The organism is Desulfovibrio sp. DV, assembly GCF_001936595.1.
GTDB lineage: Bacteria > Desulfobacterota > Desulfovibrionia > Desulfovibrionales > Desulfovibrionaceae > Solidesulfovibrio.
The window spans coordinates 1-14,350 of sequence record NZ_MLBG01000125.1 but is presented as its reverse complement, the minus strand read 5'-3'; the positions used below and the strand labels follow the sequence as shown (position 1 = coordinate 14,350).

11 protein-coding genes and 1 tRNA gene are annotated in these 14,350 nt (G+C 65.7%); 8 read left to right on the top strand and 4 right to left on the bottom strand.

Annotated elements, in window-relative coordinates; all coding sequences use genetic code 11:
- Nucleotides 1-42: 42 nt before the first annotated feature.
- Together DVDV_RS19350 and DVDV_RS19345 are read right to left on the bottom strand one after the other, a co-directional pair.
- Complete coding sequence (locus DVDV_RS19350) at nt 43-1,815, bottom strand: beta-galactosidase (RefSeq protein ID WP_075356231.1); 1,773 nt, start codon at nt 1,813-1,815, stop codon at nt 43-45.
- A 47-nt stretch (nt 1,816-1,862) separates the two neighbouring features.
- A complete protein-coding gene (locus tag DVDV_RS19345; RefSeq protein WP_075356232.1) occupies nt 1,863-3,305 on the bottom strand; it encodes an aryl-sulfate sulfotransferase in 1,443 nt (480 codons plus the stop codon).
- 510 nt (nt 3,306-3,815) lie between these two features.
- Between DVDV_RS19345 and DVDV_RS19340 the strand changes: the two genes are divergently transcribed.
- Entirely contained in the window at nt 3,816-4,265 is a 450-nt protein-coding gene (locus DVDV_RS19340; RefSeq protein ID WP_075356230.1) for an MbcA/ParS/Xre antitoxin family protein, read from the top strand.
- Nucleotides 4,262-4,939: an RES family NAD+ phosphorylase gene (locus tag DVDV_RS19335; RefSeq protein WP_075356229.1), complete on the top strand. Its 678-nt coding sequence runs from the start codon at nt 4,262-4,264 to the stop codon at nt 4,937-4,939. The genes DVDV_RS19340 and DVDV_RS19335 overlap by 4 nt, the downstream gene beginning before the upstream one ends.
- A gap of 411 nt (nt 4,940-5,350) precedes the next feature.
- Here DVDV_RS19335 and DVDV_RS19330 read toward each other — a convergent pair whose 3' ends face one another.
- Together DVDV_RS19330 and DVDV_RS19325 are read right to left on the bottom strand one after the other, a co-directional pair.
- Nucleotides 5,351-6,097, bottom strand: a complete 747-nt coding sequence (locus DVDV_RS19330) for a cyclopropane-fatty-acyl-phospholipid synthase family protein (RefSeq protein WP_075356228.1) — start codon at nt 6,095-6,097, stop codon at nt 5,351-5,353.
- A 439-nt stretch (nt 6,098-6,536) separates the two neighbouring features.
- Nucleotides 6,537-6,623: transfer RNA gene (locus DVDV_RS19325), tRNA-Leu, on the bottom strand.
- 86 nt (nt 6,624-6,709) lie between these two features.
- On the opposite strand from DVDV_RS19325, the gene DVDV_RS19320 reads away from it, so the two are divergent.
- From DVDV_RS19320 to DVDV_RS19300, 6 genes are all read left to right on the top strand, one after another.
- Nucleotides 6,710-8,035, top strand: coding sequence for an alkaline phosphatase family protein (locus DVDV_RS19320; RefSeq protein WP_075356227.1), 1,326 nt, complete (start codon nt 6,710-6,712; stop codon nt 8,033-8,035).
- Nucleotides 8,014-10,215, top strand: coding sequence for an ATP-dependent helicase (locus DVDV_RS19315; protein WP_075356226.1), 2,202 nt, complete (start codon nt 8,014-8,016; stop codon nt 10,213-10,215). The genes DVDV_RS19320 and DVDV_RS19315 overlap by 22 nt, the downstream gene beginning before the upstream one ends.
- Nucleotides 10,216-10,242: 27 nt before the next feature.
- Nucleotides 10,243-12,441: a SpoIIE family protein phosphatase gene (locus DVDV_RS19310; protein WP_075356225.1), complete on the top strand. Its 2,199-nt coding sequence runs from the start codon at nt 10,243-10,245 to the stop codon at nt 12,439-12,441.
- Nucleotides 12,442-12,453: 12 nt separating this feature from the next.
- Nucleotides 12,454-12,627 carry a hypothetical protein gene (locus tag DVDV_RS22855; RefSeq protein WP_175577132.1) on the top strand — a complete coding sequence of 58 codons (174 nt, stop codon included), beginning with the start codon at nt 12,454-12,456 and terminating at the stop codon, nt 12,625-12,627.
- A gap of 124 nt (nt 12,628-12,751) precedes the next feature.
- Complete coding sequence (locus DVDV_RS19305; RefSeq protein WP_075356224.1) at nt 12,752-13,180, top strand: response regulator; 429 nt, start codon at nt 12,752-12,754, stop codon at nt 13,178-13,180.
- Nucleotides 13,177-13,914 carry a DUF2231 domain-containing protein gene (locus tag DVDV_RS19300; protein ID WP_075356223.1) on the top strand — a complete coding sequence of 246 codons (738 nt, stop codon included), beginning with the start codon at nt 13,177-13,179 and terminating at the stop codon, nt 13,912-13,914. The genes DVDV_RS19305 and DVDV_RS19300 overlap by 4 nt, the downstream gene beginning before the upstream one ends.
- Nucleotides 13,915-14,350: the final 436 nt, after the last annotated feature.

Genomic DNA, 14,350 nt, shown 5'->3' with positions numbered 1-14,350 from the left:
GACGGGCCGCCGCAGTCGGCCGGACACACCCCGCGCGCCCGCTCAAAAATCATCGCATACCCCGTCGCCGCATTTGCCGGCCGGGGCGGCTCCGGGAGCGGCTCCCGGCGTCCCCATGGCCGAAGGGGCCGGGGCCGGCTGGCTGGCCGGACGGCAGGCCGCGAACTCGGCATCGCTCACCCGGCCGTCGTGGTTGGCGTCGCAGCTCAAATCCGTGCGGCAATAATTGATAAAGGCCAGCTCGGTCAGGCCACAGCCCAGGGGAGCCGTGGCGCTGCCATCGCAGCGGTTGTCACGCCGAAGCTGGCGCAGCACCTCGCACGGCCCCTTGCCCGGCACCAGCCGGGTGGTCTCGATGGTCCGCATGGCTGCCCGGGCATCCCCGGAAAACCAGGTGGGCAACCAGTGGTTGTCCGTGCCGACATCAAGCAGGTCCACGGCATAGCCCATGACGCCGCCCAGGGACCGCACCCCCCGGCCCAGGGCCACGAGGTAGTTGATCTGCTCCGGGGACTCGTAGCGCCCGCCAACAGGCGTGCGCCCGGCCCCGTTTTCCGAGGCCACCAGGGCCAGCTTGCCGGCGGCAGTGATCGCTTCCACCGACCGAAAGACGGTATCGAGCTGGTTGGTCTCAAAAAAGAGCGGCTGGCCGAACCGGGGGTGGGGATTGAAAAAGATGCCGTCAATGGCCGGATGCGTGCGCAGCGACGCCCTGGCCCGGGCATTGAAAAAAAGCACATGGGCCGGGTCCAGGGCCTTGATGCGCCGGGCATAGTAATCGGTATCCGACTCCCGGGCCTCGACGCGGAAAGCATAAAAATCCAGACCCTTGGCGGTCAGCACCGCGGGCAGGTCCCACTCGCGTTCCATGGCCGGGTCTGGAAAGGGTTCCCGGGAAAAGGCCGCCGGATTGCGCACCAGCTCGGCCGGCGGCGGGGTGCGAAAGGCGGCCAGGGACACGGCCGGATCATTCCAGGCCCGGCGCAAGGCCGCTTCGGAGCCGTATTTGGCGGCCAGCCAGTCCCGGAAGCGGGCGGTGAAATCCGGGGAATAGTCGGTAAACATCATGGGACGCCGGCCCAGGCCCTTGCCGCCGCCCGGGGCGTCCACCACGATGTAGTTGGGACCGTAGGCGTCCTCGCCCGTAGGGCCAAGGCCAAAGGCCCAGCCGGCCAGGGCCGGATGGCGGCGGTAACGGGCCACCAGCGCCTCGACATAGGCTCCGAAATCCCGTCGCACGGCCGCACTGCCCATGCTCGGGTTGCCGTAGGCCGTGCCGTAGGCGTCGGTCTCGCACGACGGGCAGGCGGATTTTTCCTGATAGCCGACACCCGGGGGAAAGCCGTTTTCAGCCAGCCACCAGCCGGGCAGGAAGTGGTTGGCCGAAGTCTTCAGCACCACGGCCACCCCGCGTTTGCGGGCATAATCCATAAAGGCATCGAGCGGCGCGAAATCATAGCTCGCCGCCTCGGGCCGGGCCGGCCGGCCCGGCGACACGTCGAGGTCGCCCCACCAGACACTGGCCATGACCAGCCGCACCCCCTGGGCCACGGCCGTGTCCGCCACCCGGCGCATGGCCTCAAGCCAGCGCGGATCGCGGTATTCGGGCTGGTTGGCGATGGGCTGGCCCTTGGCCGGATAATAGTAGACCTCGAGAAAACCCGTGGCCGCGGGCCGGCCGTCGAGCATGAGCCTGGGCTGGCCGGCGCTTTGGACAACAGCGCTGGTCAGGGCCAGGGCAGACGCCCCCGCCCCCAAAAGCAGGCCGGCGGCCAGGACCAGACAGGCCGGCAGGTTCTGCAATCGACTGGACATGGAACTCTCCCCGGGGCCAGCAGGCGCACCCCATCCCTGGCGCAGCATCAGGCCATGGCTGCGGCCAGAACCGGCCCGGCTGTCTGCCGGGTCGCGGCAGCCGCCATGGACGCAACGTCGCTGTCCACCAGCAACGCGCCGCCGGTCAGGTCCTTGCCCCAAAAGCCGGCAAAATCATAGCCGTAGCGCACTGCCTTAAAGATATTGTTGACGGTCCCGGGGCCTTTCTCCGGCACTTGTTCGCCCTGGGCGAGCAGGCCCATGTCCGTGTCGGGGTTGACATAACGCCAGACCTCATAGCCGGCGGCGTCCACCTCGACCAGGGTGCCGACGCTGCCCAGGGAGATGAGCGTATTGCCGTTTTCCAGGCGCTGGGCTCCGGAAACGTAGGAGGCGTAAAAATCCGGGGCATTGCCCTCGGGATAGCGCCAGACCACATCGGCCCCGGCAAAACCCCCGGCATCGTTTCCCAGATAGTTGCCGGCCCGGTCTTGGGGCAGAGCCACTTCCAGGACGTGGGAATACTCCCCTTCGGGGCTTTGCCAACCGTTGTTGAAAATGAGGAGGTTGCCGGCTCCGGGCAGGCCGGCGGCAATCCATTGGGCGTCGTGCTGGCCGTAGAGCACCTGATCCGACGCACCACCGGCCCCGTAGGCCTGGGGATTGCCAAAGCGGTAGAGGATATCGCCGCCGTGCCCGGCCTTGCCGCCGGTCGATCCGGCTGCCTCGACCATGGTGGTGCTGTGGTCGATGACCCAGACCTCGTTTAGGGTGTGGACACTGAGGACAATCTGGTCGGTTTCGGCATTATAGTCGATGCCGTTTATGTGGTTCCAGTCGGGGTCAGCCTCGGTCGTGCCCAGGATGGAGGTTCCGGCATAGTTGATGTCGATGCGTCCGGGAGCGTTGGCTACCGGCCCGTAGTTGGCCAGTCCGGGGTTTTCGTCCTGCACCAGATGGTCCCAGACATGCCACTCCCAGACCACCTGTCCCGAAGTGGGGCCGGTTTTGGCGACCTCCACCACGGAGTCGACCACGAGGCCCTTGCCCGAGAGCAGCGACGGATCGCGCCCGGCCAGCCAGGCCTCGGCCGGCGACTTGTATTCCCAGACAATGAGCAGGACATTGCCGTTTGGCATGACGCAGAAATCGTGGTGCTGGCAGTAGTCCTCGCCGATGTATTCATAGCTCCAGACGAGGTTGCCGTTCCAGTCGAACTCTTCAATGAGCCCCCCGGAGGGCGCGTTGAGTTCGAGGTTGTGCTTGGTAAGATAGGCGATGCCGGAGCGGATGAGGTCCCCGTTGTCGAGCAGATAGGCCGGGCCGGCCCCGGTGCTCTCGCTGGTCCAGGAGTTGACCACGCGGCCCTGGTTGTCGATCAGCCAGGTGTCATTGCCGAACATGGTGGAAAAAAGCGTGAGCCCCGGTTGGGCCGAAGCCGTGCTGGTAAAAAGGCCGACGGTCTGTTCATTGACGCTGATGTTGGTCATGCCCTGATCCCCGGACGAACTGTCCCGCAAGCTCGCCCCGGCCGGCACGGGACCGGCGGCCGGACGGGCCTTACGGACCGGCGGCCGTGTGTTGCGGGCTTTCCGCGGCACCGGAGTGGACGGCACCCTGCCCACGGCAAACCCATAAAACCATTTCCTGGGTAGCGGCAACATTCCCCTGAGTCAAGGCGGCCCTGAACAGGCCAGAAACCGGCCGGTCCGGGGCCGCCTGCCCTCCCCCGTATCCGATGCCGGGCTGGACCCGGTTCGGGTGCGGCTCAGACAGACCTGGGCGCACCTCCGCCCTGCCCGCCTGGCTTGATTTTTCCTGGCGACACTGTCCGTGCAACCGTCTCCAGATCTGGCTGCCCTGGCAGTGTCCGACACAACCGGACCATCTCAGGGAAGAGCCTGCTTACAAGAGAAGCAGCCCCTCGATCCGAATTTTCAAGAATTCACTTGCCTACTCCAAAAACGGAGATTATTTTATCCCAAAATGGAGTACGCGCCATGCCCGCCACCTGCCAAACCCAAGCACCCGTTTCCCGGCACGCGGCCTCACCCATTGTGGACTTCTCCGCCAAGGCCGACCGCGACCGGCTGAGCCCTTCGGCCATCAAGGGATTTTGCAACATCATGGCCAAGTGGAGCATCCGGGACGCGGACGCCAAGGCTCTGTTGGGCGTCGTCTCCAACGGCCGGTATTATGTTATGAAGAAGGCCCCGGAGTCTGCCCTGCTCTCCCAAGACGAACTTCACCGCGTGTCCTTCCTGGTGGGCATCTTCAAGGCCCTGCATATCCTTTTCGGTGAGGAACTGGCCGACGCCTGGGTGCAACGGCCCAATCAGAACCGGATATTTAGGGGAGCAACCCCGCTTGCCTACCTGATCCGGGGCGGCCTGCCCGCGTTCCAAACCGTGCGCCGGCTGCTTGATGCCCGGCGTGGCGGGCAGGCGTGACGCTGCCCGCCTGCGTTTCTTTGCGAGTTGAGGACACGCACCGTCTCATCCCATCGAAGCATTCAGGGGATGGCGTTCTCAAGCGCATTGCCGACAATGACGACCACCTCGAAGACCTCTTCGCCCTCGACAATGCCACCAACGACCGGTTGCAAGGAGAGCTGGACCTGTTGCCGGGAATCGGCCGGGACGAGCTGGTCGCCGGCATCCCTTACGCGTCAATCATCAACGCTTCGTTCTGCCATACCTCGCCCGAGGGCAGCCGGTTCAATGGCCCGGACCGGGGCGCATGGTATGCAGGCCTTGTGCTGGAAACCAGCCAAGTCGAAGTCGCATACCACAAGAGCCGGCAGTATCTTGAAATCGGCTGGGAGAAAGAAGACACAGTCACGTATGACGACTATCTGGTCAACTTCGACGCCGACTTTCACGACATCCGGGAAGACGCGGACTTTGCGGCCTGCCTGGACCCCGGCAGCTACTATGCCTCCCAGGGGTTGGCCATGGAGTTAATGACGACCGGATCGCTTGGCATCGTCTATCCGAGCGTCCGCGCCCCAGGGGGCACTTGCTTGGCCTGTTTCCGCCCGGCCATAGTCGGCAACGTGCGCCAGTCCAAGACATGGTCGTTTGTTTGGAGGGGAAGCGCAGTCAGGCCGACATGGCAGGCCTAGCGCGGGAAGAGATCCGCAGGGACACCGCCCCTCCGTGGAAACCAGGCCCGACCTCTGGCCGGGTCTCTTCAAAGCGATCCCAGATGGTTGCGGCCCAACTGAGCGCGTTTGAGCGTTTGTCCTGGCGTCAAGGCTCGCTCACTTTGGTTGAAAGCACCCAGGCTTCTTTCCTTGCCTCGCTTTCGCGCCTCTTCAGACAAAAAAGTGGCACAAAATCGCCCCCCCAATAAAAAGGTCACGTCCGGCCGTCTCCAGCCGTCGCAACCTCTTGAAATACTGGGACCGAGGCCGGAATCGAACCGGCACGACCACGCGAAGACCCTCAAATGCAATCAGGCGCAATACCACCTTGACGAGCCGCCAGATGTCGCACGGCACAGCCGTTGCCGATCCGCCGGATGCGCCAACGCATCACCGCGGCATCAGCGCAAACACACCCCAACCCAGGTATTCACGCGTGTACGCGGCGTAGCGCTGGGGTTCCGAGGTCAGCTTGGCTCGAACTTCTTTCGCCAGCTCGTCGCCGGGATTGGCTTCAAGCCATCGGCGCATGGTGAGCCATTTGGCCGCCTCGTATCTGTCCCAGCCGTCTTGGTCAGCCAGAACCATCTCGACGACGTCGTAGCCAAGGCGGCCGAAAGACGCGAGAAGCTCCGGAAGCGTGAGAAAGTCGGAGATTGCGCCGGCAAGACACCCCTTGGCGACATCTTCCGTCGGCGGCAACTGCCGCCAATAGGGTTCGCCGATGAGGATGATCCCTCCGGTGCGCAGGCTCCGGGCCAGAAGCTCAAGCGTGCCGGCGACTCCCCCGCCGATCCAGGTGGCGCCGACACAGGCAGCCACACCGGCCTTCTCGTCAGAGACATAGCCGGCAGCATCGCCATGGATGAACTGGACTTGATCAGCGACGCCGAGATCCACAGCCCGGCGTTTCGCCTGCTCGGTGAACAACTGGCTCATGTCGATGCCGACGCCGCTGACGCCGTAATCGCGTGCCCAGGTGCACAGCATCTCCCCCGAACCGCTGCCGAGGTCGAGCACTCGGGTCCCCGATTCCAGACGCAGCGCCGCGCCAAGCGTGGCAAACTTTTCGGGGGTGAACGGGTTGTGGATGCGGTGCGCGCTTTCCGTGATGGTGAATATCCGTGGAATGTCCACTGTGGAAGATCTCCTTATGGGTGTGAAGAAATTCGAAACGCGCCGGCTTGGCGGGCGTGCGCCTCAAGGCTCCGATGCGTTATACCTCCCGGCTCCACGACAGCTCACCGACAGTATGCCGTCTAATCGAAGCCGAGGCGTTGGCCTGCCTGGGCGGCGGTTATCGTCGCCACAACTTCGCCTCTTTTCGCCGCATCCTGGAAAGAGCCCAGGTCGTATGCCGGTTTTCTCTTTCCCATGGGGAAAATTACCATAGAGGTCCTTATCGTCAAAGCCATGCGTCTCGGCCCAGGCAGAGTTTTTTCTCCTCCGACCTCCCGCCCGCCCCAAAACGATTCCGACATTGGCGCGTAAACCGCCTAAGCCACCTCGCAGGCTGAAGGACCAAATAAAAAGGTCGCGCCCGGCCGTCCTAGACCGTCGCAACCTCTTGAAATACTGGTGCCCGAGGCCGGAATCGAACCGGCACGTCCCGAAGAACAAGGGATTTTAAGTCCCTGGCGTCTACCAGTTCCGCCACTCGGGCACCGCGTCGGCTTTCTTGCCTCGAATCCGGCCGCGCGTCAATTCGCTGCGTAGCCAGGGACACCCTTTCCTGCTACACACCCGGCCATGCCACACGATCGCAAACGACTCGTTGTCCTGGGACTCGACGGGCTGCCGCTGACGCTGGCCAAAAAGCTCGCCGCCTCTGGCCGGCTCCCCAACCTCGACCGGCTGCTGGCCATCGATGTCGCCAGCATCGAGGCCGAACTGCCGGAACTCTCGCCGGTCAACTGGACCTCGTTTTTAACCGCTGCCGGCCCCGGACGGCACGGCATCTTCGGCTTTGTCGGCATCGACCCGGCCAGCTACCGCCTCGGTCCCGTGGACGCCTCGGCCATCGCCGCCCCGACCCTCATGGAGCGGGCAACCGCCGCCGGGCTTGTCGCCAAGATGGTCAACATCCCTTGTGCCGCGCCGGTTACGCCCCTGAACGGGGCCATCATCGCCGGCTTCCCGGAAACCGACTTCGACCGGGCCGTGTATCCGCCGGAATTGGCCCAAAATTTACGCCTCGCCGGCTACCGCATCGAGGCCGACACCAGCCTGGGAGCCGCCGATTTCGACGGGCTCGCCCGCAGCCTTCGCGCCACCCTGGCCTCGCGCCGGGCCGCCCTGGAAATGCTCTGGGCCGGCGGCGACTTTGACCTTTTCATGCTGGTCGCCACCGAAACCGACCGGCTGTTTCATTTCTTTTTCCCGGCCGTGGCCCACAGCGAGCATCAGCTCCACGGCGCGGTCCTCGACCTGCTGGCCGACTGGGACAAGCTGATCGGGCTGGTCCTTGATCGCTACGAAGCCCTGCCCGGACCCAAGCGGTTTATCGCTTTGGCCGACCACGGGTTTGTGGAGCTGGAGACGGAGTTTGACCTCAATGTCTGGCTGGCCTCCAAGGGATTGCTCAAGACCCAGCCCGGGGCCGCCGACGAATACGACGCCCGCATCGTGCCGCACCACACCGCCGCCTTTGCCCTGGACCCGGGGCGCATCTATATCAATATCAAGGAACGCTTCGCCCGAGGCGTGTTCCACGAGCATGTGGCCGAGCGCTTGGCCAATGAACTGCGCGACGAACTGCTGACCGTCACCCACGAGGGGAAACCGGTCTTTGAGGCCATCCACCTGCGCGGCGAGATCTACTCCGGCCCCCAGGTGCGCCGCGCCCCGGACGTTGTCTGCGTCCCGCGCCAGGGCATAAGCCTGACGGCCAAGTACAACCGCACGGAACTGACCGGGCACTACGGCCGTTTCGGCTGCCACAGCCCCTTTGACGCCCTGTGGTGCGACAGTGAGGCCGCCCGCCCGGCCCGCACCTCCGATGCCGGGGCCGTCGTTGCCGCCTATTTCAATCTTCCCGAACCCAAAGAGCAGGCATGGATTTCGTCCGCGAGCTGAACCCCGCCCAATTGCAGGCCGTCACCACCACCGAAGGCCCGGTCCTGGTCATCGCCGGAGCCGGCAGCGGCAAAACCCGCACCATCGTCTACCGGCTGGCCCATCTGGTCAGCCAGGGCGTGGCCCCGGCCTCCATCCTGCTTTTGACCTTCACCCGCAAGGCCTCCCAGGAGATGCTGACCCGGGCCGGGCTGTTGTTGGCCCTGGGCTCCCAGGGTATCTCGGGCGTTGCCGGCGGCACCTTCCACGCCTTCGCCTTTGCCACCCTTCGCCGCTACCACGAGGCGGCCGGTTTTCCCAACGGCTTTACCTGTCTGGACAGCGCCGACTGCGAGGACGTGCTGGGGCAGTGCAAGGACAAGCTCGGCCTGGGTAAGGGCGACCGCTCGTTTCCCCGCAAAAGCGCCCTTTTGGGGCTGCTCTCCAAGGCCCGCAACAAGGAATTTGATGTCGGCGACATCATCTCCCGCGAGGCCTTCCATCTGCTGCCCTATGCCGACGCCGTCGCCAGTCTCGGCAAGGCCTACACGGCCTTTAAAGCCGAGCACAACCTGCTCGACTACGACGACCTGCTCTTTACCCTGGAGCGGCTTTTGACCGAATCGACCGAGCTGGCCGAAATGGTGCGCCAGCGCCACCGCTACATCATGGTCGACGAGTACCAGGACACCAACAAGGTCCAGGCCCGGCTCACCCGCCTGTTGGCCCCGGCCTCGGGCAATGTCATGGCCGTTGGCGACGATGCCCAGTCCATCTATGCCTTTCGCGGCGCGTCAGTGGACAACATCCTCGATTTCCCGACCTATTTCCCCGGCACCACCCTGGTCAAACTCGAGCGCAACTACCGCTCCACCCAGCCGATCCTCAATCTGACCAATGCCATCCTGGACGGGGCCAGCCGCAAGTTCGACAAGCACCTGTTCACCACCCGCGAGGACGGCCCCACGCCCCAGTACATGCGGCCCTTTTCCGATCTCACCCAGGCGGCCATGGTGGCGGCCAAGGTGCGCGAACTGACCGCCACCTATCCCCTCCACGAGATTGCCGTGCTCTTTCGGGCCGGCTACCAGTCCTATCCCCTGGAAGTGGAGCTCGGCAAAGCCGGGATGCCGTTTCAGAAATACGGCGGCCAGAAATTTTCCGACGCCGCCCACATCAAAGACGTGCTGGCCTATCTGCGGCTGGCCCGCAACACGGCCGATTTTCCGGCTTGGTCCCGGGTGCTGGCCTTTGTGCCGGGCATCGGCCCCAAGACGGCCACCAAAATTTTCGAGGCCATCCGGGCCGGCGACCGCGACGTGCTGGGCAAGATGGCGGCCAAGACGCCGGAATTCAAGGCGCTGATCGAATTTCTCGACGCCCTGCGGGCGCTGCCGCCCCATCCGGCCGAGCTCCTCTCCAAGGTCATCGAGGCCTATGCCCCGCTTCTGGCCGAAAAATATCCCGACGACTATCCGCGCCGGCAGGCGGGCCTGGAGCAGCTCGAACAGATTGCGGCCAGCTACGCCGACCTCGACGCCCTGCTGGCCGATCTGGTCCTGGAAAACCCGGACGAGGACCGCAAAAAATCCCGCGAAGGCCATCTGGTCCTGTCCACCGTCCACTCGGCCAAGGGCCTGGAGTGGTCGGCCGTGCTGTTAATCGACCTCGTGGACGAACGCTTTCCCTCGCGCCACGCCCTGTCCCGGGCCGACGACCTGGAAGAGGAACGCCGGCTGCTCTACGTGGCCTGCACCCGGGCCAGGGAATACCTGGGCCTTTTTGCCCCGGAGACCATCTACCAGCGTCAGGGCGGCGGCTGCTCCCCGGCCATGCCGAGCATTTTTCTACGCGAACTGCCAACCGGCGTCCTGGCCGAACGGCGCGAACGCTTAAGCGGCAACATGGCCGAGAGCTTTGCCTCCTGCCCAAGCCCCCGGGCGTCCGGCAGCGGGGCAGGTGCGGCCCTTCGCCAACCCATCCGCCGGGCCACCTCGGCCCCGCTGTCCGCCCGGATGCCGTCCCCCGCCCCGACCCCGGCTTCGGCCATGGGCTACTGCCGCCACAAGATTTTCGGGCGCGGCAAGATCATCGGCGTCCTGGACGGCGGCAAATACCGCATCAATTTCCCGAATTTCGGCCCCAAGGTCATCCTTGCCGACTATCTGGAAATGGAGGATGCTTCAAAGCCTGAGACCTAACCCTCCTGACCGCCGACCGGAGTCGCCGTGCGCATCCGCTGGAAGCTCTTCTGGCTCTTGGCAGCCATTTCCCTGGTGCCGCTGGTGGCCCTTCGCATCAACAGCCAGTGGGCCCTGACGCATCTGGCCGAGCGGCTTTCCGTGCGCGTCGGTGCCCATCTCGTGGCCGAAGCCAAGACCCATCTGGGCCGCCTCGTGGAAGACCACGCCCGGATTCTCGCCGCCCGCCGCCAATCCCTGGTCCTGGCCGTGTCCATGCAGGCCGCTGCCGTGGAAACGGCCCTGGCCGCCGCCCCGGCGGCCAAACCCGGCGACCTCTCCAAGGCGGTGGTGGTCACGGCCACCGCTGCCGGACCGGGTATGGGCATGGGCATGGGCTCCCGCCAGTCCACCGCCGCCACCGCCGGCTTCACCGAAACTCCGGGCTATTTCCGCATCGAAGCCGACGGTGAGCAACGCCCCCTGCCGATCGATCCTTCCCGGGTCCTTTTGCGCCTGCCCCCGGGCTTCACCCTGGCCGATCCGCCGCCCCTGGCCGCAGCCCTGGCCGGCCTGGCCCCGTCACTGGCCCGCATCGCCACCCTGACCGGCCCCCTGGTCCATTTCCAGGCCGCTGCCCTGGCCGACGGCATGACCGTGGTCTTTCCGGCCATCCCGGGCACGCCCCGGCGCATGGACCCGACCCAGACCGCTTGGTACGAGGCCGCGATATCCGCCCCGGCCCCGGTGTGGACCCCGCCCCAGTCCGAACTCGGCACCGGGCGGGTGTCGGTTGCCGTGGCCAGCCCGGTGCGCGGCCCGGACGGGGCCGTGGCCGGCGCAACAGCCATCTTCACGCCCCTGGACGATCTGCTGGCCTCGGTGACCAGCCTCGGCCACATCGCCGGCGACGTGGAAACGCTCCTCGTCCTGGCCGCGCCCGGCGCCGACGGGCTCCCCAGCCTGCTGGTCGAGGCCGGCGACGTGGCCCGCAGCCCCCGCCACGGCGGCCACGGCTGGCAGGTCTTCGTCACCCCCGCCCCCCTGGCCTCGCCCGACGACGAAGCCCTGGCCGCCATGGCCGCCGACGTGGCCGCCGGCACCCCCGGAGTGGTGCGCCTCGCCTACAACAGCCGCGACTGCCTGGCCGCCTACGCCAAAACCGGCGACGGCGAGGCCCTGTTGCAGATCGCCCCGGTGGCCGAGGTGCTGGCCGAAGCCGCAGCCGTGGCCGGTGACGTGGAAGGCAGCATCCGCCGGCTCTATACCATCGGCACCATCATCGTCGGCGCGGTCATGCTGGCCCTGGTCTTTCTCTCGCTGTCCGCCTCCCGCGCCGTCACCCGCCCCATCGCGGCCCTTACCGCCGCTGCCCGGCGGCTGGCGGCCGGCGATTTCAGCGTGCGTGTGCCGGCCAGGGGACACGACGAAATTGCCGAGCTCGGCCGGGTGTTCAACGACCTTGCCCCCACCCTCGACGCCCACCTGCGCCTGTGCGAAACCATCGAACTGGCCAGCGAAATCCAACGCAACCTGCTGCCGTCCACCCCCCCGGCCGTCCCCGGACTGGCCCTGGCCGCTCTTTGCCGCTACTGCGACGAAACCGGCGGCGACTACTACGATTTCCTGCCCTTTGACGGCCCCAAGGCCGGGCTGGTCGGCCTGGCTGTCGGCGACGTCACCGGGCATGGCCTGGAAGCGGCGCTGCTGATGACCACCGCCCGGGCCCTGCTGCGCCCCCGGGCCGCCGCACCCGGCACGCCGGCCGAAGTGCTCGCCGACGTCAACCGGGAACTGGCCCGCGACACCATGGGCACCGGCCGGTTCATGACGCTCTTTTATATGGAACTCGACCCGGCCCGGCGCACCGCCGCCTATGCCCGGGCCGGCCACGATCCGGCCCTGCGCCACAATCCGGCCACGGGCCAGACCACGGAACTCTCCTGCCGGGGCATGATCCTCGGGGCCACCGACGACGCCCGCTACGAAACCGGCCACGTCGCCGGACTGCTTCCGGGCGAAATCCTGCTCATCGGCTCCGATGGCCTGTGGGAAGCCCGAAACGCCGACGGCGAAATGTTCGGCAAGACGCGCACCCGGACCGTCCTGGCCGCTGCCGCGCCAGACGGCCCCGAAGCCGTGTGCCGCGCCCTCATGGACGCCCTGGACACCTTCCGGGGCGAAATCCCCCTGGACGACGACGTCACCCTGCTCGCCGCCGCCATCACCAAAACCGCCAACACGTAAAGGAAAACCGCCATGCTGGTCATCGAAAAGGAAGCCAAGTTCAAATACTGCCCGCTGCTTAAAACCCACGACGACAAGATGAAATTCTGCCAGGGAACCATGTGCATGATGTGGCGCGCCACCGACGCCGAGACCGGCTACTGTGGTCTGGCCGGCACCCCCGTCGCCCTGGCCGCCAACAGATAAGCGCCCTCCCATGCCGGAGCGCAACCGTCGAAAAAAGCCGGAATCAGTTGACGCCCGGGACTTTTCTGATAGGTTTTGGACCCGACAGGTGCATTGGCCTGCCACGCCTCAACAAAGAGTCTTCATGTTGCGCGCCCTCATCGTCGATGACGACCCCGTCAGCAAACGCTTCCTGGCGGAAATCCTCTCCCCCTACGCCATCTGCGATCTGGCAGACAACGGGCGCGAGGGCCTCGACGCCTTTGGCCGGTCGCTTGCCGACCATAAGCCCTATGACCTCATCTTCCTCGATATCATGATGCCCGGCATGGACGGACATCAGGCCCTGGAAGGGATGCGCCACCTGGAACACAACCAGGGTGTGGGCATCGCCGATGCCGCCAAGGTCATCATGGTCTCGGCCTCCGACGATTCCCGAAACGTCTACCGGGCTTTCTTTCAGGGACAGGCCCTGTCATTCCTGCAAAAACCGTTTTCCTGTGATACGGTCCTTAACGAACTGCGAAAATTCGACATCATCGACGACCACGCCCCCCAAAGGAGCAACGCATGAGCCAGACCCCGGAGAAGCGTTTCACGCCCCAGGAATTGGCCGACTTCGACGGCAGCGACGGCAAACCCGTCTACCTCGCCCACAACGGCATCGTCTACGACGTAACCACAAGCCGCCTGTGGAAAGCCGGCAAACACATGAACCGCCACCACGCCGGCGGCGATATGGGCCTCGAACTCTCCCAGGCCCCCCACTCCCCCGATGTCCTCGGACGCTTCCCCCAGGTCGGCATCCTCGAAGCCGAAGCCCTCAAGCCCGAACCCGTGGCCGACCGGGTCCCGGCCTGGCTCTCGCGCTTCATGAAGCGCTTCCCCATGCTCAAACGCCACCCCCACCCCATGACCGTCCACTTTCCCCTGGCCTTTTGCGTGGTGGCGCCCATCTGCCTGCTCCTGGCCCTGGTCACCGGCTGGCAAGGCTTCGCCGCCGCCCTGCCCGTGCTGCTCGGAGCGGCCACCCTGTTTACCCCCGTGGCCATCATAACCGGCCTGTTCACCTGGTGGCTCAACTACGCCTCTGCCCGCATCCCCCCGATTCTCGTCAAACTCGCCGCCACCCCGGTCCTGTTCCTCGCCGTGCTGTGGACCTTCATCGAATCCGTCAAAACCCCGGATATCCTGGCCCACCCCGGCGACCACCTCGGCTTCGTCCTGGTCGTCCTGGCCCTGTTCCCCCTGGTGTCCGTAATCGGTTGGTTCGGCGCAGCCCTGACCTTCCCGCCGCACGACGATTAGACGGGAAGTGCACGAAGAGAGAGAAGATAAGAGAGAATTAAGGCAGAAGATGCCTCCGGCGGCCGGGGGGTCACCCCCCCGGACCCCTGAATGGGGACGCTTGGTCAAGGAGGCGTAAGGGACTGTTGCGAGGGCGGGAGTTCGGGAAGACTGTTTGGCGCGGGAGCGCTTGGCGGCTTTGCCGCATGGTTGGTTGGAATTGGGGCCGCCGACACTCCCCGCGAAGCGCGGGGAGCACGGCGGCCCCAATTCCAACCAACCGGTTCGCCCGGGAAACCGTCTCCACTGACGCCCCAGAGTTCAGAAATGCGGCCGGAGTGGTTTGCGCAAGGCTTTGATTGCGCAAACCACTCCGGCCGCTGGCGAGTTGGGGCTGGATTTTGGCGCTGGTCCCGGCGCGGTTTCCGCGTCGGGACCAGCGCCAAAATCCAGCCCC

Excerpts from the sequence above, each read along its gene's own strand:
- DVDV_RS19350 (WP_075356231.1), bottom strand. The coding sequence starts at position 1,815 with ATGTCCAGTCGATTGCAGAACCTGCCGGCCTGTCTGGTCCTGGCCGCC.
- DVDV_RS19345 (WP_075356232.1), bottom strand. The coding sequence starts at position 3,305 with ATGACCAACATCAGCGTCAATGAACAGACCGTCGGCCTTTTTACCAGC.
- DVDV_RS19340 (WP_075356230.1), top strand. The coding sequence starts at position 3,816 with ATGCCCGCCACCTGCCAAACCCAAGCACCCGTTTCCCGGCACGCGGCC.
- DVDV_RS19320 (WP_075356227.1), top strand. The coding sequence starts at position 6,710 with ATGCCACACGATCGCAAACGACTCGTTGTCCTGGGACTCGACGGGCTG.
- DVDV_RS19315 (WP_075356226.1), top strand. The coding sequence starts at position 8,014 with ATGGATTTCGTCCGCGAGCTGAACCCCGCCCAATTGCAGGCCGTCACC.
- DVDV_RS22855 (WP_175577132.1), top strand. The coding sequence starts at position 12,454 with ATGCTGGTCATCGAAAAGGAAGCCAAGTTCAAATACTGCCCGCTGCTT.
- DVDV_RS19305 (WP_075356224.1), top strand. The coding sequence starts at position 12,752 with ATGTTGCGCGCCCTCATCGTCGATGACGACCCCGTCAGCAAACGCTTC.
- DVDV_RS19300 (WP_075356223.1), top strand. The coding sequence starts at position 13,177 with ATGAGCCAGACCCCGGAGAAGCGTTTCACGCCCCAGGAATTGGCCGAC.